Below are 21184 nucleotides of genomic sequence, written 5' to 3' on the forward strand. Positions count from 1 at the left end.
GCCCCGGGCGCGCGCCGCGAAGGACAGTGCCATCCGATGGGTCAGGCAGGCCGGCGCCATTGCCGCCACATCTTCGATCGAGGGCACAAGCCGGCCCTGCAGCAGCGCGCGCGCCCGCACCGTCAGCATCAGCGCCTGCGCGGCGCGGGGGCCCGGGCCCCAGGACAGGCTGTCGGCCAGATCGCGGCCCTCGGGCTCTCCGGGGCGGCAGGCGCGGACCAGATCCAGGATCGCCTCGACCACCTTCTCGCCCACCGGCATGCGCCGGATCACCGATTGCGCGGCGATCAGCGCGGCATCGTCAAAGACCTGCGTGCTTTCCGCCTCTTCCGCGCCGGTGGTGGCGATCAGGATGTCGCGTTCCACATCGCGGGTCGGATAGTCGACATCGGCCTGCACCAGGAAGCGGTCCAGCTGCGCTTCGGGCAGCGGATAGGTGCCTTCCTGTTCGATCGGGTTCTGGGTGGCCAGAACGTGGAACGGGCGGCCCAGCGGGCGATGTTCGCCGGCGATGGTGACTTCCTTTTCCTGCATGGCCTGCAGCAGCGCCGATTGCGTCCGCGGGCTGGCGCGGTTGATTTCATCGGCCATCAGAAGCTGGCAGAAGACCGGGCCTTCCAGAAAGCGGAAGGCGCGCGTGCCGTCGGCCGCGGTTTCCAGCACTTCCGAGCCCAGAATATCGGCGGGCATCAGGTCGGGGGTGAACTGCACCCGGTTGGCCTTCAGCCCCATCACCGTGCCCAAAGTGTCGACCAGCCGGGTCTTGCCCAGGCCCGGAAGCCCGACCAGCAGCGCATGGCCGCCGCACAGCATCGCCGCCAGCACCAGATCGACCACCTTCTCCTGCCCGATGAACCGGCGGTTGATTGAGGCCTTGGCCTCGGCCAGACGCGCCCCCAGCGCTTCGATTTCCTGCACCAGAGCGTCCTGCGCGGCCATGACAAATCCCTTCGATCCGGTTTTGCCGACATTAGAGCGAAACCCGCCGCCGGGCACAAATGGCAAAAGCCACCTTGACACAAATGATCGTGAAACCGCCGTCAGGCGCTGCACCGGGCCAGGGCGGGGGCTGCGAAAATCCGCCAGCGACGCCCCCGTCATAAGCGGCTGCTGCGGCGGTTTGACGCGATTTGCCATGGCGCCGGGCGCCGGCAATGCTTAGATGCGGCGCAGACCGCAGCGCAACGCGCGCCGCAAGCGAAGGCCGGCATGACCGAGACGAAGACCACAGCCCCCAGCGCCGATGCGCTTGCCGCCGCCGCCAAGGCGGCCGGCAAGAAGGGCTTGCCGCCGGTCCATCTGTGGAACCCGCCCTTCTGCGGCGATCTGGACATGCGCATCGCCCGCGACGGAACCTGGTTCTATCTGGGCACGCCGATCGGCCGGGCGCCGCTGGTCAAGCTGTTCTCCTCGATCCTGAAACGCGAGGGCGAGCGGTACTTCCTGGTCACCCCGGTCGAGAAGGTCGGCATCCAGGTTGAAGACGCCCCGCTTTTCGCGGTGGATTTCACCGCCGAAGGCAAGGGCCGCGACCAGCGCCTGACCTTCGTCACCCGCACCGAGGACGAGGCGACCGCAGGCCCCGACCACCCGCTCCGGGTCGAGCGCGCCGAAGATGGCGAACCCTCACCCTATATCCTGATCCGCAACGGGCTTTGGGCGCGGATCGACCGCAAATCCTTCTACCGGCTGGTCGATTTGGGTTGCCACGAGACCCATGAGGGCGCTAGCTGGTTCGGCCTCTGGTCGCTGGGCCGCTTCTTCCCGGTCATCCCGTCTTCCGAATTGCCCTGACGCTTGCTGATCCCAACATCCTGAAGCCCCTTTTCCCGTACCAGATGCCCCGTTTCGCTGCAAACCTGACGCTGCTCTTCACCGAAGTGCCCATGCCCGAACGCGCCGCCTATGCCGCGCAGGCCGGGTTCGATGGCATTGAGGTGCTGTTTCCCTATGACATGCCAGTCCCCGACTGGGAACGCGCCCTGGCGGGTCTGCCGCTGGCGCTGATCAACACCCCGCCGGGCGACTGGATCTCGGGCGATCGCGGCTTTGCCGCGCGGCCGGGCGACGAGGCGGTGTTCCGCGACGGCTTCCTGCGCGCGGCCGATTACGCCACACGGCTGGGCGGGGCGCAGATCCATGTCATGGCCGGTGTGGCCAAGGGCCCGCAGGCGGAAGCGGCCTATGTGGAGAATCTGGCCTGGGCCGCGGCGCAGGCGCCCGAGCTTCGGCTGTGCATCGAGCCGATGAATCCCGAAGACATGCCGGGCTATTTCCTGAACGATTACGATCAGGCCGGGCGGATCCTGGCCGATCTGGGCTGCGCGCGGGTCGGGCTGCAATTCGACCTTTGGCATGCGGCGCGGCTGCATGGCGATGCGGCGGCGGTCTGGGCGCGGCATGAGCCGGTGATCAGCCATGTGCAGATCGCCGGTTTCCCGGCCCGGAACGAACCGGGCGGCGGAGGATTCTCGCTGCCGGCGCTGTGCGATGCGGTGGATGCCCTGCCCGCCCAGCCGGTCTGGATTTCCGCCGAATACCGCCCCGCCCGCGGCACCGCCCAGGGCCTGGCCTGGCTGACCGCGCTGAAATCGCGCGGCCAGCCGATCGGCTAGGACCCTACAGCGAGCGCAGAAGGATGGTGTTCGAATTCACCGCCGCCGAGATCGCGGTGAAATCCGCCGATTCATCCGAGGTCGCGGCCGAGCGCAGCAGGATCGTCCCGGTTTCCTGGATGATGCCGATCGCTGCGGCCGACACCGTGTCCAGCTTTGCCGTCTCGACCGCGCGCAGCGGCCGCGTCGAGGTATGGACGATGTCGGAATTGGTCACCCGCGCGATGCCGGGGCGCAGCGTGGCCGACTGGTTCGCCGCAACCAGGCTGGACAGATCCTGCGCCGCCTTCTTCAGCGCGGCCTTGGCGGGCGCATACTCGCCCCCGCCCGGGATCGCATCGGCCACGCGGTTCAATTCGTCCGACAGGCAGTCGACGACATATTCCTTCTGGTCCAGCCAGCCGCAATAGTCGCGCGCCAGGTTGATATCGGCCACGATCCGCGCCGCGGTGGCGCTGTCGCCCCCCGTGGTGCCCGAGCCGGGCGGCGGCACAGGCGGCACGAAGACCGGCCCGGTCTCGACGGCCAGTTTCGGAGTGAAGACCGGCCCCGGGGTGACCGGCCCCTCGCCCGCCAGGGCGGCCACCAGCGTCACCGGCAGGACCGCGCTGGCCAGCGCGCCGGTCAGGGCGATTGCATGGGCGATATGGCGCATCAGAAGCCCCCTCCGAACAGCTTGTCGGTCGTCCAGGTCGCCTGCAGCGTCAGGCGCCTGGTGTCGTTCTGGTCGAAGACATCGTCGATCGAGGCGGTGAAATGCATGTTCGGCAGCGCATCGAAGCGGAAGCCGGTGCCCAGGATCGCCTCATCACCATTCCAGGCCGCCGAGACAGCGAAATTCCGCGTCAACCCCAGGCCGACGCCGAAATAGGCGCCCGGCGCGGTGCCATAATCGCGCGTATGGCTGCCATAGCCCACGGTCACCATCAGCGGCTTCGGCCCCGAGGCGGTCTGGATCACCGGGAAGGCCGACAGGATCAGATCCGCGGTCTCTTCGTTCTGCGAGGAATCGCCCCAGGCGCCCAGACTGTCGACGGCGACGCCCAGATAGACCGGCACCTGCCCCTCGGCACTGATCCGGCGTGAGAATTTCACCCCCAGATAGCCCGAGTCGGCGAAATCGTCGGACAGCGAGGTGATCGTGGCGGTCAGTTGCACCCCGATCCCGGTCTCGGCGCTGCCGAAGCCCGCGCCAAAGCTCATCGAGCCGTCGGTCCGGTCGATCAGCCCGCTGCCGCCCGCGCTGTTGACGCGATCCGAACTCCACGAGCCCGAGATGAAGGCCAGCCCGCCGGGCGCCGTCGTGGCGCTGCGGATGCCGGTCATGGTCAGGTAAATATCGCGGTCCTGCGCCAGACCCGGTGAGGCGGAAAAAGCCGCCAGACAGGCCAGGCTGCGGACAAGTGTCTTGTCCATGCCAAAATCCTTCTCATGCAATTGCCGGAAGTGTTGCGCCAGTCAGGCCAGTTGTCGAGTGCGCAGGTGCCACGCCGCGTGATTTTTGCAGGCGGGGCGGCGGAACGGCCCGGCCAGAGGCGCAGCCCCCCGTCAGGCCCCCCCGGCAGGGCCCCCGTCAGGCTTCGGTCATGCCAAAGGCGCGGCGCATGGCGGCGGCGGTGCCGGGGCCGATGTCGCCATCGATGCGCCCGTCGTAAAACCCCTTCTCCTGCAGGATCTTCTGCAGGGCGCGGCGGGTTTCCGGCTCGAACTGTTCCTTCATCATCGGCGCCACCGACAGGACCCGCCGGTTGCCCGTGCGCAGCGCATCATACAGAAGCCGCGCCGCATCTTCCGGTCCGCGGCCCCGCACCATGCCATCGTCGATCAGCGCGGCCAGATTGTACTGCGCCTCGGGATCGCGCTTGGCGGCGGCCAGCGAGAAGAAATGGATCCCGGTTTCAGGATCCGAGGGCAGGCCCAAGAGGCCCTGGTAATGGATGAAGCCCAGTTCGTTCAGCGCATTGCCATAGCCCTGCTCGCCCGCCATCCGGTACAGGTCCAGCGCCCGCGCCGGATCGGCCGGCCCGCCGATCCCCTGCTCCAGCATCCGCGCCAGTTCGAACTGCGCCTCGGGCGAGCCCTCGGTCGCCGCACGTTCGAAATATCCACGCGCCGCCGCCGGATCGAAGGCCGGATCGGCCTTGTTCAGCCGGATATATCCAAGTCCCAGGATCGAGCGCGTATCGCCCTTTTCCGCCTGTGCCTGCAGCAGCGCCTCTTGATCGGGGCCCAGCGCCGCCCAGCCATCCTGGCGGTTGTCGGCCAGACCCACATCAGCCTCGCCGTCACGGGGGCCGGCGATGTAGAAGGGCGTTCCGGGCAGCGAGCCGTAGGAATAGGGCTTTTGCAGATTGCCGGTGGCGCGCATCACCTGATCGCGCACATGGCGCACCAGCGTGCCCACTTCCAGCCCCGGCTGGCCCAGCGTGTCGATCAGCGCCCGCGCGAAGGGGCTGTGACCATCCACCCCGTCCAGCGCCGCAAGCCCATGTTCGGCCGCATAAAAGACCAGCGTGCCGCGGTCGGGATCGGTCGGCGCCAGCCCGGCCGAGCCCGAGGCGCTGCGGGTATTGCCCGTGCGCCCGTCCGAGGCCTTTTCCTCCAGCGCGATGCTGTCGGCGAAGGGATTGTCGCGGCAGCTGTCCAGCAGCACGATCCCCATCTTGCGGGCATGGCCCACCGCCGCCTCGAAATCGGCCAGCGAGACCGAGGCGGCCTGCACTTCCAGATTGGTCTTCACATCGGCATCCACGGGAATCAGGAAATTCTGCCCCTGCACCTCGACCCCGTGGCCGGCGAAATAGATCAGCGCCAGATCGGCCGTCTCGGCGCGAAAGCCGAAATCGGCCAGGGTCTGCTGCAGATCGGCCTTGGGCGCGTTCAGCGACAGGGTGACGCCGAAGCCCGCCTGTTCCAGCACCCGCGCGATGCCCTGGGCATCGTTCAGCGTGTTGTCCAGGGGCACGATGTGGCGATAGTCGCCCATCCCGATGACAAGGGCCAGTTTCTCGGCCCGGGCCGCGGCGGCGTGCAGAAGCGCCGCCACAAGGCAGATCGACAAAGCAAGCGGAAAGGCGAACCTCGGGCGGGTCGGGCGGGCCATCATGCATCTATCCAAATCGACAGGCGACGCGGACGGCACAGCCGCAGGCGCTGCGACCGAAGGCGCCAGAATGCGCCGATGATGCCGCAACTGCCGCCAAAGGGCCAGCACCGATCGCAGCCCTCGCCAAGGCGTGAGCGGGGCCTGACCGCCCCGCGCCCTGCCCCGGCGCAGCCGCGCCCAAGGCGCCGCGCCCGTCCCCGTCCCGGGCCGCGAATTCCGCCCCCGCGCCCTTGATGCCCGCCCTGCCCTGCCGCTATGATGCGCCATCCTCATAGCCAGCAGGCCCGCCATGACCCTTTCCGCCCCCGAGACCAAGACCGTGACCACCTGGAAAGTGGCCTGCGATGGCGGCGAGGGCGCGCTGGGCCATCCGCGCGTCTGGCTGGTGATCCCGCATGAAACCGGCTGGGTCGAATGCGGCTATTGCGACCGCCGCTTCGTGATCGACCGCGATCACGCGCAGGACGATCACTGACCGCGCTGCACTGATCCGCCGGGCTGGCTGGCCGTTCAGGCCAGCGTCACCGCAAAGCGCGGGCCCGGCGCCGGCAATTCCTGCAGACCCATGCGCCGATAGGTTTCGGCCGCGCCCTGATTGCGCAGATCGGCCCCGATCGTCAGCCGCTGCGCCGCCCCGGCCAGCGCCAGCGCCCGGGCCGCCTCGATCAGCGCCCGCGCCAGCCCCCGGCCGCGGAAGGGCGGCTGGACGTAAAGATGCGTCACCTCCTGCAGCATCCGGCCCGAGGTCATCTCGTGCCGGCGCGTCACCAGCGCATAGCCCACCGGATCGCGCGCCGGGCTGCCGGGCAGGCAGGCCACCAGCACCAAGGCCTCGCCGGTCTCGAAACACAGTTCCGCCAGCCGCGCCGGTGTGATCGTGGCCGCATCGCCATGATGGGCGGCCAGCGCGATCAGCATGCGGTGAACCTCGGGCAGATCCTCGGGCCGCGCGGCGCGGACCAGAAGCTGCGCTTCGGCAGATTGGGGGATTTGGGCGTTCATCGTCACTTCCTTCGCATCGGGCCCGCGAAGGGAGCGTTCACAGGCCGGCCCATCGCGGGCGGCCTATCTGGGTTCAGTTTCTGTCAGGAAAGCTGCCCGGCCGCCTATATGGCGTCGGACCAATAAAACGAGGCGATGGGGGCCAGGTGCAGCATGGCGGGGACCATGCCTTCGCGCCGCCGGCTTGTCAACGGAAACCGTGGCGGGCTCCGGTGGCGGGCGGGCGCGCGATCCCTGGCCGCAGCCGCGCCTTGGGGTGGCACGCAACCCGGCTTCGCGTCTATAGTCGTCGCCAATCGCGCGAAGGACAGACCCCATGAGTTTCGGCAAGGGCCATCACCTGCATCTGATCGACGGCTCGGCCTATATCTTCCGGGCCTACCACGCCTTGCCGCCGCTGACCCGCTCGGACGGGCTGCCGATCGGCGCCGTGGCGGGCTTTGCCTCGATCCTGTGGTCCGAGATCACCCGCGACGCGAAGAATGCCGCCACCCATATCGCGGTGGTGTTCGACTATTCGTCGAAAACCTTCCGCAACGAGATCTATCCGCAATACAAGGCCAACCGCCCGCCGCCGCCCGAAGACCTGCGCCCGCAATTCCCGCTGACCCGCGAAGCGACCCGCGCCTTCAACGTGGCCTGCCTGGAGGTCGAGGGCTATGAGGCCGATGACATCATCGCCAGCCTCGCGCGCCAGGCGGTCGAGGCGGGGGGAAGCTGCACGATCATCTCGTCCGACAAGGACCTGATGCAGCTGATCCGGCCCGGGATCGACATGCATGACCCGATGAAAAACCGCCCCATCGGCCCCGATGAGGTGATGGAGAAATTCGGCGTCACCCCCGACAAGGTGGTCGATGTGCAGGCCTTGGCGGGCGACAGCACCGACAATGTGCCGGGCGCGCCGGGGATCGGGCTGAAGACGGCGGCGCTTCTGATCAACGAATATGGCGGGCTGGATGAATTGCTGGCCCGGGCCGAGGAAATCAAGCAGCCCAAGCGCCGCGCCGCGCTGGTGGAAAATGCCGATCTGATCCGCATCTCGCGCCGGCTGGTCTCGCTGGATGCGCAGGCGCCGGTGCCGGTGACGCTGGAGGCGCTGGAAATCCAGAAACCCGACCCGGAAAAGCTGATGGGCTTCCTGTCGGAAATGGAGTTCCGCAGCCTGGCCCGCCGGGTCTCGGAACGGCTGAAGGTCGCGGCCCCGGTGATCGCCGCCGCGGCGCCGGACGACGCGCCGCAGGCGCATGAGGGCGCGCCGCTGCCCTTCGACCATGCCGCCTATGTGGCGATCCGCGACCGCGCCACGCTGGACCAGTGGATCGCCAGGATCACCGATCTGGGCCATGTCGCGGTCGATACCGAAACCACCAGCCTGGACGAGATGCAGGCCGAACTGGTCGGCATCTCGCTGTCCACGCAAGCCGGCGAAGGTGCCTATATTCCGCTTGGTCACCGCGAAGGCTCGGGCGATCTGTTCGGCGCCGCCGCCCGGGCCGAGCGGCAGCTGGATCTGGACGAAACCCTGGCCGCGCTGAAGCCGATGCTGGAAGACCCCGCGATCCAGAAGATCGGCCAGAACATGAAATATGACTGGAAGATCTTCGCCCGCCACGGCATCCGCATCGCGCCTTTCGACGACACGATGCTGATGAGCTATGCGCTGCAGGCCGGCCTGAACAATCACGGCATGGACGAATTGTCCGAACGCTATCTGGGCCACCGGCCGATCCCGATCAAGTCGCTGCTGGGCGCGGGCAAGGCGCAGATCACCTTCGACAAGGTCGGCATCGACGATGCGGTGAAATATGCCGCCGAAGACGCCGATATCACCCTGCGCCTGTGGCAGCAGTTCCGCCCGCAGCTGCATCAGAAACAGGTGACCACGGTTTACGAAACCCTGGAACGGCCGCTGGTGCCGGTGCTGGCCGATATGGAAATGCAGGGCATCGTGGTCGATCGCGACACGCTGGCGCGGATGTCCAACGCCTTCGCCCAGAAGCTGGCGCAATATGAGGATGAAATCCAGGAGATCGCCGGCGAGAAGTTCAACGTGGGCTCGCCCAAGCAATTGGGCGAGGTGCTGTTCGACCGCATGGGCGTGCCCGGCGGCGAGAAGGGCAAGACCGGCGCCTATGGCACGGGCGCCGATATCCTGGAAGACATCACCACGCTGGAAGACAGCCACCCCCAGGGCGCGCGGCTGGCGGCCAAGGTCTTGGACTGGCGGCAGATTTCCAAGCTGAAATCCACCTATACCGATGCGCTGCAACAGGCGATCAACCCCGATACGGGGCGCGTCCATACCAGCTATTCGATTGCGGGCGCCAATACCGGCCGGCTCGCCTCGACCGATCCGAACCTGCAGAACATCCCCGTCCGCACCGAGGAAGGCCGCCGCATCCGCGAGGCCTTCGTGGCCCCTCCGGGCAAGGTGCTGGTCAGCCTTGACTATTCGCAGATCGAGCTGCGCATCCTGGCCCATATCGCCGATATCCCGGCGCTGCAGCAGGCCTTCCGCGACGGACTGGACATTCACGCCATGACCGCGTCGGAAATGTTCAACGTGCCCCTGGACCAGATGACCTCGGACATCCGCCGCCGGGCCAAGGCAATCAATTTCGGGGTGATCTACGGGATCTCGGGCTTCGGCCTGGCGCGCAACCTGCGCATCCCCCGGGCCGAGGCGCAGGGCTTCATCGACCGCTATTTCGAACGCTTCCCCGGCATCCGCGAATACATGGACCGCACCGTGGCCTTCGCCAAGGAAAACGGCCATGTGCAAACCCTGTTCGGCCGCCGCATCCACACGCCCGAGATCAATGCCAAGGGCCCCGGCGCCGGTTTCGCCCGCCGCGCCGCGATCAACGCGCCGATCCAGGGCACCGCGGCCGATGTGATCCGCCGCGCGATGATCCGCATGCCCGCGGCCATCGCCCATCTGCCGGCCAAGATGCTGCTGCAGGTGCATGACGAATTGCTGTTCGAAGTCGAGGAAGGCGCCGCCGAGGATCTGGCCCGGGTGGCCAAATCGGTGATGGAAGGCGCGAACCTGCCCGTCGTGCCGCTGAAAGTGCCGCTGACGGTCGAAGCCGGCCGGGGCCGCAACTGGGCCGAGGCCCATTAGGGAGAGAAAGACATGAGGTCCATCGCCGTCTGCCTGGCCCTTTGCGCGGGACCCGCCGCCGCCCAGACCGAACTGCCCGATCTGGCCACCGGCGCGGCCTATGTGCTGACCGTCACCGCCGAGGACAGCGCCACGCTGGCCGGCACCGATGCGATCGACACGTTCACCCTGCGCGCCGATTGCTTCGCGACGCATGAAATCTACGGGATCGGCCTGTGGAAGGTCACCGAAGGCGGCTGGAGCATTGAAATGGGCGGCGCGCCCATCGTCTCGTTCACGGGCGCGCCGCCCCTGGACGCCAGCTGCCCGCCGCCGGGATGATCGCCGACTGGCCCGGGCTGAAGGCCGTCGCCCTGGCACTGGACCTGCCGCAGGTCACGCTTGCGACCCCCTGGGGCCATGAGGCGCTGAAGGCCCATGGCAGGATGTGGTGCTGGTGGAGCCCCTATGCGGATGCCGCCGTCTTCCGCGCCGATCCGGACGAGCGCGAGATGCTGATGGCGGCCGATCCCGAAACCTTCTTCCTCCATCCGCATTACGCCCCGCATGCGCTGGTTCTGGTCCGCGCCGGGCGGATCGACCCGGGCTGGGCCCGCGCAAGGCTGGTCCGCGACTGGCGCGCCGCGGCGCCGAAGCGCTGGCTGAAGGACTGGGATCAGGCGCAGACCGGCTGATCCGGCCGGCTCGCCAGAACCAGCGCGGCCGCTGCCTCCGGTTCGCCGTGTCAGCCGCGGTCCACCCGGCACTGGAAGCAATTGTTCCGGGCCGAGCGGATATGGACGAAGGCCACGCGCGGATCTGCCAGCAATTCCTCGGCCCGGGCCGCGATGCCGGCGGTCGGCACCACGCCGCCGGTGCCATAGACGATCCGCTCATCCGGCCCGTAGCCGCGGACGATGTAATCCGGGCTTGCCAGCATCTCGGGCAGATCCGCCCCGCCGCCCGCCCCCCCGCCCGCAATGCAGGGCGCGGCGCATAGAAAGATCGGGCCCAGTTCGGCATAGGGCTGCAGGGTCGCAAAGGGGCGATGCGCCAGAACCAGCATCGGCGCGCCCTCGGGGATCATCCGCAGGCAATGCCGGCAGGGATTGCCGCCGCCTTGCGCGATCTGGCGCTCGGGCGGCTGGCCATTGGCATCGGGCGCGCCGGCCTGCCAGGCGCGGACGGTTTCGGTCGCAATCGGGATGAAGCGGATCATCGGGGCCTCCTGTGGATCGGCGCCCCGGATAGGCCCGGCCGCCCCGCAGGGCGACCCGGAAGCTGCGGGATCAGGCCTGCCCGGGGCCCTTTTAGGCCGGGTCGACCAGCCGGCCCAGCGTGCGCCCGCCCAGGATGTGCAGGTGGTAATGCGGCACTTCCTGCATGCCATGCAGGCCCGCATTGGTGATCGCCCGATAGCCCGCCTCGCGCAGGCCCAGATCGGCGATCACCGAGGCGACGGTGCGGTGGAAATCGACGATCTCCTCGGCGCTGGCCTCGGCGGCGAAATGATCGAGATTGACGTAAGGCCCTTTCGGGATCGCCAGCACATGCACCGGCGCATGCGGCCGGATGTCATGGAAGACAAGCGTATGCGCGGTGTCCACGACGGTCTTGTTCGGGATCTCGCCGCGCAGGATGCGGGCGAAGATGTTCTGCGGGTCATAGGTCCAGGGCATGTCTCAGTCCACGAAAAGATATTCGGTCGAGGCGATCTCGCGCGCCTTCTCGACAGGGATATCAAGGAATTCCGCCAGCGGCACGGTGTTTTCATCGACCGTGGCCGATTGGCGGATGCGCTGGAAGCCGGGAAAGCTGTTCTCGCGGATCCGGTCGGATTCGAAGCGCACATCATAGCGGATCGTCGGCAACAGCCGGTCCAGGGTTTCCTGCGGCGTGCGGTCGCCCGCCAGGCCCACCCGGCGCGCATGGCCCAGCAGATAGTCGTCGGTGAAATCGCATTCGATTTCCAACAGCTTGACCCGCGCCTTGTCGGTGTAGAAATCCTGCATCAGCTCGATCGAGGCCGGGTCGATGCAGAAGATCAGCCGGTCGGTCTGCCAGTAATCGAACAGCATCCGCACCAGCGCCCGCCGGTGCCTTGTGCGCTTTTCCAGGTTCGACTGGATGCCGCCCAGATCGGGCAAGGGCGTCGAGCCTTCGTTGAACAGATAGTCGATCGCCGGCAGGTTGGTGACCTGGCGCACCCGTTCGACCAGGCGCTTGGCGACATGCCATTTCTTGCAGGTCACCATCATCAGCGTGCGTTCGCGCCCCAGGCTGGTTTCCGTCTCCCAGAAGCGGGGCGCGAAGCGGCGGCCGATCCGGCCGCGGCCGGTCAGGAACTTGAACAGGCTGCGGCCTTCGTTCGAGATCTGGAACCGCTTGCCGCGCGCCGCGTAAAGATCGCCCAGCCGCCGCTTCAGCTCCATCGCGTCGGGGCTGATCTTGCGGGCGAACAGGTAATCCTGGCTGAGAAGCAGATCGTAGTGATCGTTGTAGAAGGTCACCGGCATGCCGTAATCGGTGAACATCAGGAAGGTCAGCGGCCGGGTGCGGATTTCGGATTCCGGCACCAGATGGCGGACGATGGTCTGGAAGAAGGTTTCGTCCGGGATCCAGGTGGTGCGGAAGAAGCGCATCACATCGCGCCGCTTGCGGGCGAAATCCAGCAGCCATTCCACCGTGCGCCGGCGCAGGCACCACCACTGGCTGCCGATCTGCATCTGCAGATCCGCCGGCACCTTGCGCTCCAGCCCGAGCTTCTTCTGCCAGTCCATCGAGCGGTAGAACCAGGCCTTGTGGGTGCGTTCGTTGAACCAGTGCCGGTAGATCAGCCTTTCGTCCTTGATCCCGGTCTTGATCCAGTCGCTGGCGTAGAAATCGAAGCTTTCGATGTAATCCACATCCTCGCGCTCCAGGAAGTCATGCGCGTATTCGGCCGATTTGATCGGCATGCAGTCGCCCGACAGCATGTAGAAATGCGTGGCGCGCGGGAAAGCCTCGACCGCGGCGCGGATCGCGTTCAGCGTGGCCTCGACCAGGCTCCATTCCCCCCAGCCGCATTTCACCCGGCGGCGCGCGAAGGTCACCGCGGGGTTGCCATCCAGCGCCGCCCGGATGCGGTCGAAATCCTCGCGCCGGGCGCGGGCGTCGAAATGAATGGCGATGCAGTCGCCCGCCGCCGTCAGCCGCTGGGCCTGGGCGATGATCCCCTCGGGGTCCTTGTGGCACAGAAGGATATAGGCGATCTTCGTCATCAGGCCCCGGCAATGCGAACGTGTCCCGGCGGTCGCGGCACCGCCTGCATTGCATAAATTGTTTCATCCTTCCTTGAAAGGGCAGAGTATCTTTGCTTTTTTCCGGGTAACAGCGTCCAGGGCGGAAACAATCGCCCGGCCAAGGCAGAGGTGTGAGCAATGGGTTTCCCCGGCACGTGGATGACGGAAAGCGAAAGCATGGTCTATCGCGTGGTGCCGAAATGCGCCTGCTCGACCATCGGGCAGATCATGTTCTATTCCGACCATGGCCGCTTCTTCGACGGCGACATCCATGATGCGACCGAAGGCCTGCACAAATGGGCGATGGAGGCGAGCCAGCCTTTGATCGAGACGAACGTGAAGGCGCATAAATCCTATGCCTTCACCTGCGTCAGGAACCCCTATACCCGGATCCTGTCCTCGTTCTTCGACAAGATCTGCGGCATCCAGCGCAACGGCAAGCGCTATCGCGGCAATCTGGTGCCGATGCTGGTGCAGAAATACGGGGTTCAGGTCGGCGGGCCCGAGGGCCGCGACGAGTTCGACCAGATCGCCAGCTTCCGCCGCTTCCTGCTGTTCGCGCGCGACACGATCCGCTTCAAGAAACCGATGGAGCCTGACATCCACTGGTCGGCCATGTCGGGCCATATCTCGACCTTCATCGTCAATGGCGGGCGCTACGACCACATCTTCTTCACCGAGGATTTCAACCCCGGCATGCAGGTCGTGCTGGACAATATCTCGGTCAAGCACAAGGTCGACCTGAAGAAGATCCCGCGCTTCAACGAAAGCGAAGGCCATGGGCCGAAGCGGGCGCATCCGGTCGAAGCCTATTTCGACGACCTGTCGATGCATCTGGTCTGGGAAATCTACAAGCGCGACTTCCAGCTGTTCAAATACGATTTCGACAATCCGGCCAACAAGATGCCGAAAAGCGAAGTGGATCTCGACGAGGTGCATGCCAAGCTGGGCAACTAGCGCGGCGGGACCGGAGTTTTCGAAAACTCCGGTGCGAAGCCTTCGAAGGCTTCGTCTCGATGTCTTCGAAGACATCGCGCGGCGCCCCGGGTCAGGGCGCGCCTAAAGGCGCAGGATCATGTCCCAGCGGTCAAGCCCGGGGCCGAAGCCGTCGGGTGTGATCTTTTCGACCGCAAAGCCGAAGCGGGCGTAGAAGCCCTGGGTGTGCTGGCTGGTGTTCAAGGCGACGGTGTCGATCCCCGGCAGGGTGCGAGCCAGGGCCAGCCGCGTCTCGGTCAGCATCCGGCCCAGCCCCTGCCCCTGCCGCGCGCGATCGACCATGCCCCAGGACAGGCTGACCCGGCGCGTGCCGGGCGCGCGGCTGAGCCCGCCACAGCCAACCAGCGCGCCGTCCTGGTCCAGCACCAGATAGGGGTCCGGCCCCAAGGCGGGGCCGGCAAGGAAGGCTTCGAACTCGGCGCGTTCATCCGCCGCGAAAAAGCGCGGCACATTGCCGTCGAACAGCGCCAGGCAGGCCGCCCCATCCCCGGCGGCAAAGGGCCGGGCGGTGACCTGCGCCATGGCCGGCTCAGACCTCGTCGGGCAATTGCCGCACGGCGCCCTTGTCGGCCGAGCTGGCCAGCATCGCATAGGCCTTCAGCGCCGCGGTCACGCGGCGGCTGCGCTTGGCCTCGGGCTTCCAGCCCTTCTTGTCCTGCTCGGCCCGGCGCGTCGCCAATTCGGCCTCGGAGACGCGCAGGCTGATGGTGCGGGACGGGATGTCGATGTCGATCATGTCGCCTTCGCGCACCAGGCCGATGGTGCCGCCCGAAGCAGCCTCGGGCGAGACATGGCCGATCGACAGGCCCGAAGTGCCACCCGAGAAGCGCCCGTCGGTCAGAAGGGCGCAGGCCTTGCCCAGGCCCTTCGATTTCAGATAGCTGGTCGGGTACAGCATTTCCTGCATGCCGGGCCCACCCTTCGGCCCTTCGTAGCGGATGACGACCACGTCGCCTGCCTTGATCTTGCTGGTCAGGATCGCCGAGACCGCGGCATCCTGCGATTCGAACACCCGCGCCGGGCCCGAGAAGACCAGGATCGAATCGTCCACGCCCGCGGTTTTCACGATGCAGCCATCCAGCGCGATATTGCCCGTCAGCACCGCCAGCCCGCCATCCTTCGAGAACGGATGCTTGGCGCTGCGGATCACGCCGTTTTCGCGGTCAAGATCCAGCTCGCTATAGCGCTTTTCCTGGCTGAAGGCGGTGGCCGAGCGGACATTGCCCGGCGCGGCCATGAAGAACTGCCGCACGCCTTCGTGGTTGGTGCGACTGATGTCCCAATGGTCCAGCGCCGCGCCCAGGGTCGGGCTGTGAACGGTCGAGGTGTCGCGGTTCAACAGCCCCGCATTGTCCAGCTGGCCCAGGATCGCCATGATCCCGCCCGCACGGTGGACATCTTCCATATGCACGTCGTTCTTCGCCGGCGCGACCTTGCACAGGCAGGGCACCTTGCGGCTCAGCCGGTCGATATCGTCCATGGTGAAGTCGATCCCGCCTTCCTGGGCCGCCGCCAGGATATGCAGGACGGTGTTGGTGGACCCGCCCATGGCGATGTCCAGCGACATGGCATTCTCGAAGGCCGCCTTGTTCGCCACGACGCGCGGCAGGACGGTGGCATCGTCCTGCTCGTACCAGCGCCGGGTGATGTCGACGATCAGATGGCCGGCCTCGACGAACAGCCGCTTGCGGTCGGCATGGGTGGCCAGGGTCGAACCGTTGCCGGGCAGCGACAGGCCCAGCGCCTCGGTCAGGCAGTTCATCGAATTCGCCGTGAACATGCCCGAGCAAGAGCCGCAGGTCGGGCAGGCGGCCTTTTCGATCGCCTCGACCTCTTCATCGGAATATTTGTCATCGGCGGCATAGACCATGGCGTCGATCAGATCGAGCGCCACTTCCTTGCCCTTGACCAGCGCCTTGCCGGCCTCCATCGGCCCGCCCGAGACGAAGACGGCCGGGATGTTCAGCCGCATTGCGGCCATCAGCATGCCGGGGGTGATCTTGTCGCAGTTCGAGATGCAGACCATCGCGTCGGCGCAATGGGCATTGACCATGTATTCGACGGAATCGGCGATGATCTCACGCGAGGGCAGCGAATACAGCATGCCGTCATGGCCCATCGCGATGCCGTCATCGACCGCGATGGTGTTGAATTCCTTGGCGATGCCGCCGGCGGCTTCGACTTCGCGCGCGACAAGCTGGCCCATGTCCTTCAGATGGACATGGCCGGGCACGAATTGGGTGAAGCTGTTCACGATCGCGATGATCGGCTTGCCGAAATCGCCGTCCTTCATGCCGGTGGCGCGCCAAAGGCCGCGCGCGCCGGCCATGTTGCGGCCATGGGTCGTGGTGCGGGAACGATAAGCGGGCATGGCATCCTCCGGCTAGGTCGGGCGAGTTCGGGCTTTGCCCGGGTTAGACCCTGCGGCGCCCCTCTGCAATCGGGAAACCCCGCTGCAGCTGCGAAATCCCCCGCGCCGAAGGCCGGGGGACAGCGAATTTTCGACGAAAATTCGCTGTCAGCCCTCGGCCGCGGCGCGGACCCAGGCGATGATGGCCTGGCGTTCCTCGGGCTCCATATAGCTTAGGTTCCCGGGCGGCATCGCGTGGGAATAGCCCGCCTGCAGCGCGATGCGCCGCGCCTCATGCGCGATCTGCGCCTCGGTTTCCAGAACCACGCCCTTGGGCGGCCAATGCACGCCCTCCCATCCCGGCTCGGCCGCGTGGCACATGGAGCAGCGGCCCTGCACGATCGAGACCACATCCTCGAACCCCGCGGCCTGGGCATAGCGCGCCGCCTCGGGGCCCAGGCCCGCCGCCTCGGTCTCGGCCGAGACCAGGCGCAGCGGCGCGGTCGACAGCCAGGCGATGACCAGGAACAAGACCACGGTCAGGCCCCAGGTCCAATGCGGGCTGCCCTTGCGGGCATGGCGGGTGTTGAACCAGTGCCGGATCGTCACGCCCATCAGAAAGACCAGGCTGGCGATGATCCAGTTGTACTGGGTGGCGAAGACCAGCGGGTAATGGTTCGACAGCATCAGGAACAGGACGGGCAGCGTCAGATAGTTGTTATGGGTGCTGCGCTGCTTGGCGATCTTGCCATATTTCGGGTCGGGCTTGCGGCCGGCCTTCAGATCCGCGACCACGATCTTCTGGTTCGGGATGATGATCATGAACACATTCGCCGTCATGATCGTCGCCGTGAAGGCGCCCAGATGCAGCATCGCCGCCCGGCCCGAGAAGACCGAGGTGTAGAAATACGCCATCCCCACCAGCACCAGAAACAGCGCCACCATCACCACGGTCTGGTTCGCATGGACGAAGCGCTTGCAGATCTGGTCATAGGCCAGCCAGCCGAAAGCCAGCGAGGCCAGGGAAATCGCCACCGCCTGCCAGGTTTGCAGCTCTAGCACCGTGGGGTCGATCAGGAACAGCTCGGCCCCCAGGTAATAGACCAGCACCATCATCAGGAAGCCGGAAAGCCAGGTCATGTAGCTTTCCCATTTGAACCAGACCAGGTGGTCGGGCATCGCGGCCGGCGCGACCAGATATTTCTGGATGTGGTAGAAGCCGCCGCCGTGGACCTGCCATTCCTCGCCATCCGCCCCCGAGGCCAGGTTGCGGTCGCGATGCAGGCCCAGATCCAGCGCGATGAAATAGAAGGACGAGCCGATCCAGGCGATCGCGGTGATCACATGCAGCCAGCGCGCCGCGATCTCGGCCCATTCGCCCAGCACAAGCCAGTCATACATGCGGTGATCCCTCTGACATGCCGCGGGCCGGTCCCGCTGGTTCAGGTGTAACGCTATACCGGCGGCGGATTTCCTGTTAATCCTGTCAAATGCCGGATCACTTTCAAACCGGCCAGGAAAATCGCCGGACCGCTGATGAGCTATGTGAACAACATCCGCATGTTCGTGCGCGTCTATGAATTGGGCAGCATGAGTGCGGCGGCGCGCGACCAGCGCACCTCGCCGGCCGTGGCCTCGGCGCGAATCTCGGACCTGGAAAAGCATCTGGGGGTGCGGCTGTTTCACCGCACCACCCGCAGCCTGCAGGCGACCGAGAACGGCCGCATCTTCTATGACGGCGCCCGCCGCGTGCTGGAGGCGATCGACGAGGCCGAGGCGGCGGTGATGGATGTGACGCAAAACCCGCGCGGCACGATCCTGGTTGCGGCGCCTTTGGGGATCGGCCGGCGGCTGATCGCGCCGCAAGTGCCGGCCTTCAAGGATCTGTACCCGCAGATCGACGTGCGGCTGCGCCTGTCGGACCGGGTGATCGACGTGGTGGGCGAAGGCATAGACGTGGCCTTTCATCTGGGGCTTCTGGAAGACAGCAGCCTGAAGGTGCGGCTGATCGCCGATTGCCCGCGGGTTCTGTGCGCGGCCCCCAGCTACATCGCCAAGCGGGGCCTGCCGGCCGATGGCGCGGCCCTGATCGAGGCGCGGCACGATTGCCTGAACCTGCGCTTTCCCGGCGCCAAAGAGTTTCAGTGGACGCTGGCCACGCCCGAAGGTCCGCGGCGTTTCGAAGTGCAGGGCCCGTTCGAAAGCGACGATGGCGACGTGCTGACCGGCTGGGCGCTGGACGGGCGGGGCATCGTGATGAAACCCCTGTTCGAAGTGGCGGAATATCTGCGCGACGGAAGGCTGGTCGAAGTGGCCAGCGCCACCCCGCCCCTGCCGACGCAATTGTCCAGCCTGTCGCCGCACCGGCGGCTGAAGGATCCGAAGGTGCGGCTGTTCACCGATTTCATCGGCCAGCGCATCAAGGAAGCGATGCGCCGGGCCGTGACCCCCGACGTGATCCCGGACGAAAGCTAGGCCGGCGCCCGGCCCCGCTCGGCCATGAAAAAGGGCGCGGACCATCCGGCCCGCGCCCGCTTTTTCGCCCGTCTGTCAGATCACTGGATCTGCTGACCGTTCACGAAGATCTGGCCGCCTTCCTTGGCTTCGATCAGCGAGGTCAGGCTGTCCGGCTCGGCGCCCGGCTTCATGAAGGCGCCCATCATCATCCGCGCGCCCATCGCATCATCCTGCGAGATCAGCCCGGTCGCGATCAGCCCGTCGATCAGCGCATTCGCCCCGGTGACCGAGACATCGGCCTGACCCAGCGGCATCGGCATGCCCATCGAATTGTCGAAGGTGAAGGCGCCGGTGGCGTTCAGCGCCGCGCCCGCGACCTTCAGGGCCAGCGTGTTGATGTCCAGGCTTTCCGGCGCCGGAACCGGCGGCGGCGCGCCGGTTTCCTCGGCGGCCATCAGGCCCACGGCGTCGATCTTGGTCTTGCCCGACACATCGACCGCCAGATCCAGCGGCTCGCGCTTCAGCGCGGCGCCGGGGTCGAACAGACCCCAGACCGCGTCATTCAGCACGAACTGGCTGAGCGACAGCTTCAGGTGATAGTCCGACGCGGTGTCGGGCGAGACGACCGGGAACAGGAAGTCCAGCGCAACCGGGCCAAGCGTCACCTCGACCGGGGCCGGGATCGCGGCGCTGGTCAGGTTGAAGGTCATGCCCGCGCCGTCGCTTTTGATCGCGAAGGCCTGCTTGTCGAAGCTGCCCGTCGCTTCGCCGCCCGAGGCGGTCATGTCGAACTGCATCGGGAAATATTCGTCTTCCTGGCTGACCGAGCCGGTCGAATCGCCCTGCTTGGTCGCGAAGGTGAAGGCCAGGCCTTCTTCCAGCGCGCGGCCGAAATCGCCGGCATTCTGGATCGCGGTCAGCGGAATGGTCGAGGGCAGTGTCAGCGTGCCGGTCAGGCTGACATCGGCCGTCTGGCTTTTCTGCGCCTGCTTCATCTTCAGGTTCGGATCGTCCATCGTGACGTCATAGCCAAAGTTCTTGGCGCTGACGGTCAGGCCGAAGGCCCGGTTGGTGCCGGGCGTATCGCTGTACGTGCCTTCCAGACCTTCGAAATTCACGTCGATCAGGTTGGTCACGCGCTGCGCCGGGGTATTGGCGTCGTAGCTGTAACCCTCATAGCCGGCGTCGATCTTGGCCGACAGCGTATCGGCCTTGTAATCATAGACCAGCGCGCCGGCCTCGCCCTCATGGGCGGTGATCACGAAACCCGCATGCGCCAGATCGAACTTGCCGCCGCCATTGGCCGAGCCGTCAAAGCCGATATCGGCGCCGGGGCGGATGGTGACCGAACCGTCGGCTTCTTCGGTCAGCGTCATGTCCGAGATGGTGATCGCATTCGTCTCGCCCGCGGGGGCGATGCTGACGCCGTTCAGCGTCAGGACGCCGCCGGTGTTGGATTCGGTCGCCGCATTGATTTGCAGCCCGACTAGCCCTGCGCCATCCTTCCACGAACTCCACACCTGATCGGCGGTCAGCGCGGCATGCGCCGTGCCGCCCATCAAGAGGACGAAGGCCGGCGCGGCGGCGAAATGAGTGAATCGAAACATGAATCCGTCTCCTGGCGGCTTAGATCTTTTTTGCGCTGCACAACAAAGCCTGTTTGATAGGCAGCTGCAAGACGGGGATTCCTGCCCCCGTCCCGGAAGGGGGCGAAATGACGAGAGAATTTGTCCCGTATCACTCAAATGTGCGCGTGCCGATCACAGCGATCTTGGCGCGGCCGCCCTATCACGTCAACGCGGTTTTCGGCCCCGTACCGGGTCTGATCCTGGCTTTTTCCTCAATCGGGCACGATCCGGCGCAGATCCCCTCGCCCGAATTCGTCGGCGCGGCGACGGCGGGCGGGCGCTCGGCGCTGTTCATTGCCGATCACAGCCGCAGCTGGACCAATGCGCGGGGTTTCGCCGATCTCTTGCATGAGGCGGTGGAAATCGCCCGCAGCCAGGCCGCGCCGGGCCCCCTTCTGACGCTGGGCCAGTCGATGGGCGGCTTCGCGGCGCTGGTCGCGGCCGAGCATCTGGCGCCCGACGCGGTTCTGGCCTTCGGGCCGCAATCCGGGATCGGCGCCGCCGCGCCGCCGGACGAGGCCCGCTGGGCGGGCTGGACTGCCGCCCTGGCCGGCGCCCCGCGGCTGCGCGCGCCCCTGCCCCCTGGCCCCCGCATCACGCTGATGCACGGGCTGATCGACGACCGCGCCCAGGCGCTGGCCTT

At 66.6% G+C, this 21184-nt stretch carries 21 protein-coding genes; 9 read left to right on the forward strand and 12 right to left on the reverse strand.

All coding sequences use genetic code 11. The features are described from left to right. A partial coding sequence (locus tag K1Y73_RS16800) for an AAA family ATPase (protein ID WP_225029464.1) occupies positions 1–939 on the reverse strand: 939 nt, incomplete at its 3' end. Positions 940–1209: 270 nt separating this feature from the next. Here K1Y73_RS16800 and K1Y73_RS16805 point away from each other — a divergent pair. Continuing rightward, on the forward strand, positions 1210–1794 hold the full coding sequence (locus K1Y73_RS16805) for a DUF1285 domain-containing protein (RefSeq protein ID WP_225029465.1): 585 nt from the start codon (positions 1210–1212) through the stop codon (positions 1792–1794). Between the two features lie 44 nt (positions 1795–1838). Next, entirely contained in the window at positions 1839–2615 is a 777-nt protein-coding gene (locus K1Y73_RS16810) for a hydroxypyruvate isomerase family protein (RefSeq protein WP_225029466.1), read from the forward strand. Between the two features lie 4 nt (positions 2616–2619). On the opposite strand, the gene K1Y73_RS16815 is transcribed toward K1Y73_RS16810, so the two are convergent. From K1Y73_RS16815 to K1Y73_RS16825, 3 genes are all read right to left on the reverse strand, one after another. Further along, positions 2620–3270 (reverse strand): hypothetical protein, encoded by a 651-nt coding sequence (locus tag K1Y73_RS16815; protein WP_225029467.1) that lies wholly within the window; start codon positions 3268–3270, stop codon positions 2620–2622. Beyond that, positions 3270–4031: a hypothetical protein gene (locus K1Y73_RS16820; RefSeq protein ID WP_225029468.1), complete on the reverse strand. Its 762-nt coding sequence runs from the start codon at positions 4029–4031 to the stop codon at positions 3270–3272. The genes K1Y73_RS16815 and K1Y73_RS16820 overlap by 1 nt, the downstream gene beginning before the upstream one ends. A 157-nt stretch (positions 4032–4188) precedes the next feature. Beyond that, a complete protein-coding gene (locus K1Y73_RS16825; protein ID WP_225029469.1) occupies positions 4189–5721 on the reverse strand; it encodes a caspase family protein in 1533 nt (510 codons plus the stop codon). Positions 5722–6010: 289 nt separating this feature from the next. Here K1Y73_RS16825 and K1Y73_RS16830 point away from each other — a divergent pair, with 289 nt between their 5' ends. Then, positions 6011–6196 carry a zinc-finger domain-containing protein gene (locus K1Y73_RS16830; protein WP_225029470.1) on the forward strand — a complete coding sequence of 62 codons (186 nt, stop codon included), beginning with the start codon at positions 6011–6013 and terminating at the stop codon, positions 6194–6196. Positions 6197–6231: 35 nt separating this feature from the next. On the opposite strand, the gene K1Y73_RS16835 is transcribed toward K1Y73_RS16830, so the two are convergent. Then, entirely contained in the window at positions 6232–6723 is a 492-nt protein-coding gene (locus tag K1Y73_RS16835; protein WP_225029471.1) for a GNAT family N-acetyltransferase, read from the reverse strand. A 316-nt stretch (positions 6724–7039) separates the two neighbouring features. Between K1Y73_RS16835 and polA the strand changes: the two genes are divergently transcribed. Genes polA through K1Y73_RS16850 form a run of 3 tightly spaced genes read left to right on the forward strand, consistent with a single transcriptional unit; the run spans position 7040 to position 10524 of the window. Next, positions 7040–9850, forward strand: a complete 2811-nt coding sequence (polA, locus tag K1Y73_RS16840; protein WP_225029472.1) for a DNA polymerase I — start codon at positions 7040–7042, stop codon at positions 9848–9850. A gap of 12 nt (positions 9851–9862) precedes the next feature. Next, positions 9863–10171 carry a hypothetical protein gene (locus tag K1Y73_RS16845; protein ID WP_225029473.1) on the forward strand — a complete coding sequence of 103 codons (309 nt, stop codon included), beginning with the start codon at positions 9863–9865 and terminating at the stop codon, positions 10169–10171. After that, a complete protein-coding gene (locus tag K1Y73_RS16850; RefSeq protein ID WP_225029474.1) occupies positions 10168–10524 on the forward strand; it encodes an MmcQ/YjbR family DNA-binding protein in 357 nt (118 codons plus the stop codon). The genes K1Y73_RS16845 and K1Y73_RS16850 overlap by 4 nt, the downstream gene beginning before the upstream one ends. Before the next feature lie 50 nt (positions 10525–10574). Here the strand turns inward: K1Y73_RS16850 and K1Y73_RS16855 are convergent, their stop codons facing one another. The 3 genes from K1Y73_RS16855 to K1Y73_RS16865 form a co-directional block, all read right to left on the reverse strand. Continuing rightward, positions 10575–11048: a DUF1203 domain-containing protein gene (locus tag K1Y73_RS16855; RefSeq protein WP_225029475.1), complete on the reverse strand. Its 474-nt coding sequence runs from the start codon at positions 11046–11048 to the stop codon at positions 10575–10577. Between the two features lie 91 nt (positions 11049–11139). After that, positions 11140–11508: an HIT domain-containing protein gene (locus K1Y73_RS16860; protein ID WP_225029476.1), complete on the reverse strand. Its 369-nt coding sequence runs from the start codon at positions 11506–11508 to the stop codon at positions 11140–11142. Between the two features lie 3 nt (positions 11509–11511). Continuing rightward, entirely contained in the window at positions 11512–13089 is a 1578-nt protein-coding gene (locus K1Y73_RS16865; protein ID WP_225029477.1) for a DUF5928 domain-containing protein, read from the reverse strand. Positions 13090–13248: 159 nt separating this feature from the next. Here K1Y73_RS16865 and K1Y73_RS16870 point away from each other — a divergent pair, with 159 nt between their 5' ends. Beyond that, positions 13249–14067 (forward strand): sulfotransferase family protein, encoded by an 819-nt coding sequence (locus tag K1Y73_RS16870; protein WP_225029478.1) that lies wholly within the window; start codon positions 13249–13251, stop codon positions 14065–14067. 102 nt (positions 14068–14169) lie between these two features. On the opposite strand, the gene K1Y73_RS16875 is transcribed toward K1Y73_RS16870, so the two are convergent. The 3 genes from K1Y73_RS16875 to K1Y73_RS16885 form a co-directional block, all read right to left on the reverse strand. Then, the gene (locus K1Y73_RS16875; RefSeq protein WP_225029479.1) at positions 14170–14628 is read right to left on the reverse strand and encodes a GNAT family N-acetyltransferase; all 459 of its coding nucleotides are present in this window, start codon (positions 14626–14628) and stop codon (positions 14170–14172) included. A 7-nt stretch (positions 14629–14635) separates the two neighbouring features. Further along, positions 14636–16477: a dihydroxy-acid dehydratase gene (gene ilvD / locus K1Y73_RS16880; RefSeq protein WP_225029480.1), complete on the reverse strand. Its 1842-nt coding sequence runs from the start codon at positions 16475–16477 to the stop codon at positions 14636–14638. Between the two features lie 147 nt (positions 16478–16624). Further along, on the reverse strand, positions 16625–17857 hold the full coding sequence (locus tag K1Y73_RS16885) for a urate hydroxylase PuuD (RefSeq protein WP_225029481.1): 1233 nt from the start codon (positions 17855–17857) through the stop codon (positions 16625–16627). Positions 17858–17992: 135 nt separating this feature from the next. Between K1Y73_RS16885 and K1Y73_RS16890 the strand changes: the two genes are divergently transcribed. Continuing rightward, on the forward strand, positions 17993–18931 hold the full coding sequence (locus tag K1Y73_RS16890; RefSeq protein ID WP_225029482.1) for a LysR family transcriptional regulator: 939 nt from the start codon (positions 17993–17995) through the stop codon (positions 18929–18931). Positions 18932–19011: 80 nt separating this feature from the next. On the opposite strand, the gene K1Y73_RS16895 is transcribed toward K1Y73_RS16890, so the two are convergent. Continuing rightward, positions 19012–20520 carry a DUF2125 domain-containing protein gene (locus K1Y73_RS16895; protein WP_225029483.1) on the reverse strand — a complete coding sequence of 503 codons (1509 nt, stop codon included), beginning with the start codon at positions 20518–20520 and terminating at the stop codon, positions 19012–19014. Between the two features lie 107 nt (positions 20521–20627). Here K1Y73_RS16895 and K1Y73_RS16900 point away from each other — a divergent pair. Beyond that, positions 20628–21184, forward strand: a 557-nt coding sequence (locus K1Y73_RS16900; RefSeq protein ID WP_225029484.1) for an alpha/beta hydrolase, incomplete at its 3' end; no start/stop codon positions are given.

Origin of the sequence: Xinfangfangia pollutisoli (genome assembly GCF_020179405.1) — a bacterium.
GTDB lineage: Bacteria > Pseudomonadota > Alphaproteobacteria > Rhodobacterales > Rhodobacteraceae > Pseudogemmobacter > Pseudogemmobacter pollutisoli.

What these genes read in the sequence shown, in the direction of transcription:
- K1Y73_RS16895 (WP_225029483.1), bottom strand. Translation starts at nt 20,520, where the DNA reads ATGTTTCGATTCACTCATTTCGCCGCCGCGCCGGCCTTCGTCCTCTTG.
- K1Y73_RS16815 (WP_225029467.1), bottom strand. Translation starts at nt 3,270, where the DNA reads ATGCGCCATATCGCCCATGCAATCGCCCTGACCGGCGCGCTGGCCAGC.
- K1Y73_RS16830 (WP_225029470.1), top strand. Translation starts at nt 6,011, where the DNA reads ATGACCCTTTCCGCCCCCGAGACCAAGACCGTGACCACCTGGAAAGTG.
- ilvD (WP_225029480.1), bottom strand. Translation starts at nt 16,477, where the DNA reads ATGCCCGCTTATCGTTCCCGCACCACGACCCATGGCCGCAACATGGCC.
- K1Y73_RS16865 (WP_225029477.1), bottom strand. Translation starts at nt 13,089, where the DNA reads ATGACGAAGATCGCCTATATCCTTCTGTGCCACAAGGACCCCGAGGGG.
- K1Y73_RS16805 (WP_225029465.1), top strand. Translation starts at nt 1,210, where the DNA reads ATGACCGAGACGAAGACCACAGCCCCCAGCGCCGATGCGCTTGCCGCC.
- K1Y73_RS16870 (WP_225029478.1), top strand. Translation starts at nt 13,249, where the DNA reads ATGGGTTTCCCCGGCACGTGGATGACGGAAAGCGAAAGCATGGTCTAT.
- K1Y73_RS16855 (WP_225029475.1), bottom strand. Translation starts at nt 11,048, where the DNA reads ATGATCCGCTTCATCCCGATTGCGACCGAAACCGTCCGCGCCTGGCAG.
- K1Y73_RS16875 (WP_225029479.1), bottom strand. Translation starts at nt 14,628, where the DNA reads ATGGCGCAGGTCACCGCCCGGCCCTTTGCCGCCGGGGATGGGGCGGCC.
- polA (WP_225029472.1), top strand. Translation starts at nt 7,040, where the DNA reads ATGAGTTTCGGCAAGGGCCATCACCTGCATCTGATCGACGGCTCGGCC.
- K1Y73_RS16890 (WP_225029482.1), top strand. Translation starts at nt 17,993, where the DNA reads ATGAGCTATGTGAACAACATCCGCATGTTCGTGCGCGTCTATGAATTG.
- K1Y73_RS16825 (WP_225029469.1), bottom strand. Translation starts at nt 5,721, where the DNA reads ATGATGGCCCGCCCGACCCGCCCGAGGTTCGCCTTTCCGCTTGCTTTG.
- K1Y73_RS16850 (WP_225029474.1), top strand. Translation starts at nt 10,168, where the DNA reads ATGATCGCCGACTGGCCCGGGCTGAAGGCCGTCGCCCTGGCACTGGAC.
- K1Y73_RS16885 (WP_225029481.1), bottom strand. Translation starts at nt 17,857, where the DNA reads ATGTATGACTGGCTTGTGCTGGGCGAATGGGCCGAGATCGCGGCGCGC.
- K1Y73_RS16845 (WP_225029473.1), top strand. Translation starts at nt 9,863, where the DNA reads ATGAGGTCCATCGCCGTCTGCCTGGCCCTTTGCGCGGGACCCGCCGCC.
- K1Y73_RS16810 (WP_225029466.1), top strand. Translation starts at nt 1,839, where the DNA reads ATGCCCCGTTTCGCTGCAAACCTGACGCTGCTCTTCACCGAAGTGCCC.
- K1Y73_RS16835 (WP_225029471.1), bottom strand. Translation starts at nt 6,723, where the DNA reads ATGAACGCCCAAATCCCCCAATCTGCCGAAGCGCAGCTTCTGGTCCGC.
- K1Y73_RS16820 (WP_225029468.1), bottom strand. Translation starts at nt 4,031, where the DNA reads ATGGACAAGACACTTGTCCGCAGCCTGGCCTGTCTGGCGGCTTTTTCC.
- K1Y73_RS16860 (WP_225029476.1), bottom strand. Translation starts at nt 11,508, where the DNA reads ATGCCCTGGACCTATGACCCGCAGAACATCTTCGCCCGCATCCTGCGC.